The 3,091-nt window shown below is 57.9% G+C and carries 3 protein-coding genes; 2 read left to right on the top strand and 1 reads right to left on the bottom strand.

Annotation, left to right across the window (positions count from 1 at the left end):
- Window positions 1-141 precede the first annotated feature (141 nt).
- Window positions 142-1,275 carry an iron-containing alcohol dehydrogenase gene (locus AC1DNW_RS35335; RefSeq protein WP_113311902.1) on the top strand — a complete coding sequence of 378 codons (1,134 nt, stop codon included), beginning with the start codon at window positions 142-144 and terminating at the stop codon, window positions 1,273-1,275.
- A gap of 28 nt (window positions 1,276-1,303) precedes the next feature.
- Window positions 1,304-2,302 carry a 4-hydroxythreonine-4-phosphate dehydrogenase PdxA gene (gene pdxA / locus AC1DNW_RS35330; RefSeq protein ID WP_477855787.1) on the top strand — a complete coding sequence of 333 codons (999 nt, stop codon included), beginning with the start codon at window positions 1,304-1,306 and terminating at the stop codon, window positions 2,300-2,302.
- A gap of 23 nt (window positions 2,303-2,325) precedes the next feature.
- Here pdxA and AC1DNW_RS35325 read toward each other — a convergent pair whose 3' ends face one another.
- On the bottom strand, window positions 2,326-2,655 hold the full coding sequence (locus tag AC1DNW_RS35325) for a hypothetical protein (RefSeq protein WP_477855786.1): 330 nt from the start codon (window positions 2,653-2,655) through the stop codon (window positions 2,326-2,328).
- Window positions 2,656-3,091: the final 436 nt, after the last annotated feature.

The following is a 3,091-nucleotide window of genomic DNA, read 5'->3' as shown; positions in this document are numbered from 1 at the left end:
GCCAAGGATTAATGCAGAATTCCCCTAACGGACCGAAAAACGATAAAGATCTCTATTCATTCTTGCCATAAATCGCCAGACAGGATAACAACTTTACATCATTGACGGTCGGTTTCCGTCGCACATCGGAGAGGACCGCATATGGTCAGTTTGGATTCACCTATAACCGTTGTCCGGCCACACCTGATCGAATTCGGTCTCGGAACCGCGGGAAAGCTGGGCGCCTGGGCGGCCGGCAAGGGCTATTCCCGAACGCTGGTCATTTCCGATGCCTTCAATGCAGCGCGCATCGAGGCGCTGCAGCTGAAGGGTGATGTTTCGGTCTTCTCGGACGTCACGCCCGAGCCGGATATTGCCAATCTCGACAAGGTGCTCGCCGCAGCAGAGACCGCACAGGCTGATCTCATCGTCGGCTTCGGCGGTGGCAGCGCTATGGATTTAGCGAAGCTCGCTGCCGTACTCGCCGGCTCGGTGCAGACGCTTCGCGAAGTCGTCGGTCCGAACAAGGTTCAGGGACCGCGGAAAGTAGCGCTCGCCCAGGTGCCGACCACATCGGGCACGGGCAGCGAAGCCGGCATTCGCGCGCTGGTCACCGATCCCGACACCAAGGCGAAACTAGCGGTCGAGAGCCTTCACATGCTCGCCGATATCGCCGTCATCGACCCGTCGCTGACCTTCTCCGTTCCAGCCCGCACCACCGCCGCAACCGGTGTCGATGCCATGGCGCATTGCGTCGAGGCCTTCACCAATCGCAAGGCGCACCCGATGATCGACATTTATGCGATCGAGGGAACGCGGCTCGTCGGCAAATATCTCGCGCGTGCCGTGCGCGACGGTTCGGATGCCGAAGCGCGTGCCGGTCTTTCGCTGGCCTCGCTCTATGGCGGCTTCTGCCTCGGCCCGGTCAATACTGCGGGTGGCCATGCATTGGCCTACCCACTTGGCACCCGCTGGCACGTCGCCCATGGCGCAGCCAACGCACTGATCTTCCCGCATGTTCTTGCCTTCAATACGCCGGCCGTGCCGGAAAAGACGAAAGCGGTGATGGAAGCGCTCGGCTATAGCACATCCGATACCGTCAAGTCGGTCTTTGATGCCGCCTACGCTTTCTGCGCTGAGCTCGGCATCGAGATGACTCTTTCGGGCCTGGGCGTACCCGAAAACGATCTCGACGCCATGGCTGACGACGCTTTCGCCATCCGCAGGCTCCTGGACAACAACCCACGCGACTTGACGCGCACTGACATACGTTCGATCTACGAAGCGGCCTATTGAGGCAGGGCTTTCAAGAGGAATTTGACTGATGGACAGAAATGCAAAAGTCGCAGTGACCCTCGGTGATCCTGCCGGTGTTGGTCCCGAAGTGATCGTCAAGGCGCTGGCTGCACTGCCGGCGGCCGAACGCCGGGATTTCGTCATCGTTGGCAACACGGAAGCGCTGGAACGGGCCGCACGTGCGACCGACGTCAGCCTCGCTTTCGGTCCCTCCACCTCCGAGGATGGGAATACCATCGCCGTGGATGAGGTTTCGCTCGACGCCCCCCTCCCCGAGATCGGCAAGGTCAGCCCGGTCGCCGGCGACGCGTCCGTTCGCTATATCGCTCGAGCCGTCGATCTCGCAATGTCGAAGGAGGCCGACGTCATTGTCACGGCGCCGATCAACAAGGAAGCCATGAACCTTGCCGGTCACCATTATGACGGCCATACCGGCCTCCTCGCGCACCTGACCGGTTCCAAGAGCTCCTTCATGCTGCTCGCCTCCGAGCGGCTGAACACTATCCACGTCTCGACCCATATCTCGCTGAAGGGCGCGATCGAGCGGGCCAAGACCKAGCGCGTGCTGGCAACGATCGAAGCCGGCCACAATCACTTCATGCGCCTCGGCAAGAAAGCCCGCATCGCCGTCGCCGGCCTCAACCCACATTGCGGCGAAAACGGCCTCTTCGGAACCGAGGACACGGAATTCCTGGTACCTGCGGTCGAGCTCGCACAGGCCAAGGGCATCGACGTGGTCGGCCCGATCTCCGCCGACACGGTCTTCGCCCGCGCCTATAACGGCGCCTTTGACCTGGTGATCGCCCAATATCACGACCAGGGCCATATCCCGATCAAGCTGGTCGCCTTCGAGACTGCGGTCAACGTCTCCTTGGGCTTGCCGATCGACCGCGTCTCGGTCGACCATGGCACCGCGTTCGACATCGCCGGAACCGGCAGAGCCAACCACGTCAACATGCTCTCGGCCATCGCCTATGCGCGACTGATGGCAAGATCGCCGCGGAAGGCTGCAGTGCTGGCGTCTTGAGTAAATCGCCTCAGACCGAAACTTCAACTTTGTATCCACAAACAAAAAGCCCGCTTTCGAAGCGGGCTTTTTGTTTGTGGAGTGAAGGCTGGCCGCTGTTTATCGATAATAGGGAATCTCCGCTCATCCGTGCCGAGCGGTATCGCCACGGTCGCGCGCGACGCAAGCGTTGCTATCAACAACGGCTTCCCGATCACGCTCTTATCCAAGAAATAGTAGGTGCGACGTATTTTCATATCGAGAGACATCAGAACCTTAAACCGGACAGCCTCGCACATTTCGGCGGCATTTACTTCTCGCCAGCTTTCGCTCGCAAATGTCGAAACCTCTGAGATCTCATAGCGATATGCCATGATATGATCAGTGTAATCGACACAGTAGAAATATTTCGAGTGCATAACAAAAGAAATACAATGAGCGTTTCATCCTAAATGGATGTCTTATCAACGATACGCCAAGTCCGGGTGATATCACTGAAATGGTCCAAGAAATAAGAAACGAAACGAATGCGTTAGCTGTCAATAATTGATACGAAGTGCTTCCATTCCACCAATCATCTACCTATGATTGCAATGCAGCCGATACAGCGTCGGGAGCAAGGGGACATGATAGATAAAAGTCATAATCACACTCATCCACAGGCGACTGATATCCCTTGCCTTTTTACCGGCCGCTGACGATGCGTTTTGCCCTGCGCTAGAACGTCGAAAGGCCCGCAGGTTTTACCATGCGGGCTTTTTGATTGTTAGGTCGATATGGAAGATTGGTTGCGGGGGCAGGATTTGAACC

The sequence above is a fragment of the Rhizobium sp. 05L429 genome (assembly GCF_056397645.1).
This window is presented reverse-complemented; position numbering and strand designations above follow the sequence as displayed.

What these genes read in the sequence shown, in the direction of transcription:
- AC1DNW_RS35335 (WP_113311902.1), top strand. Translation starts at nt 142, where the DNA reads ATGGTCAGTTTGGATTCACCTATAACCGTTGTCCGGCCACACCTGATC.
- AC1DNW_RS35325 (WP_477855786.1), bottom strand. Translation starts at nt 2,655, where the DNA reads ATGGCATATCGCTATGAGATCTCAGAGGTTTCGACATTTGCGAGCGAA.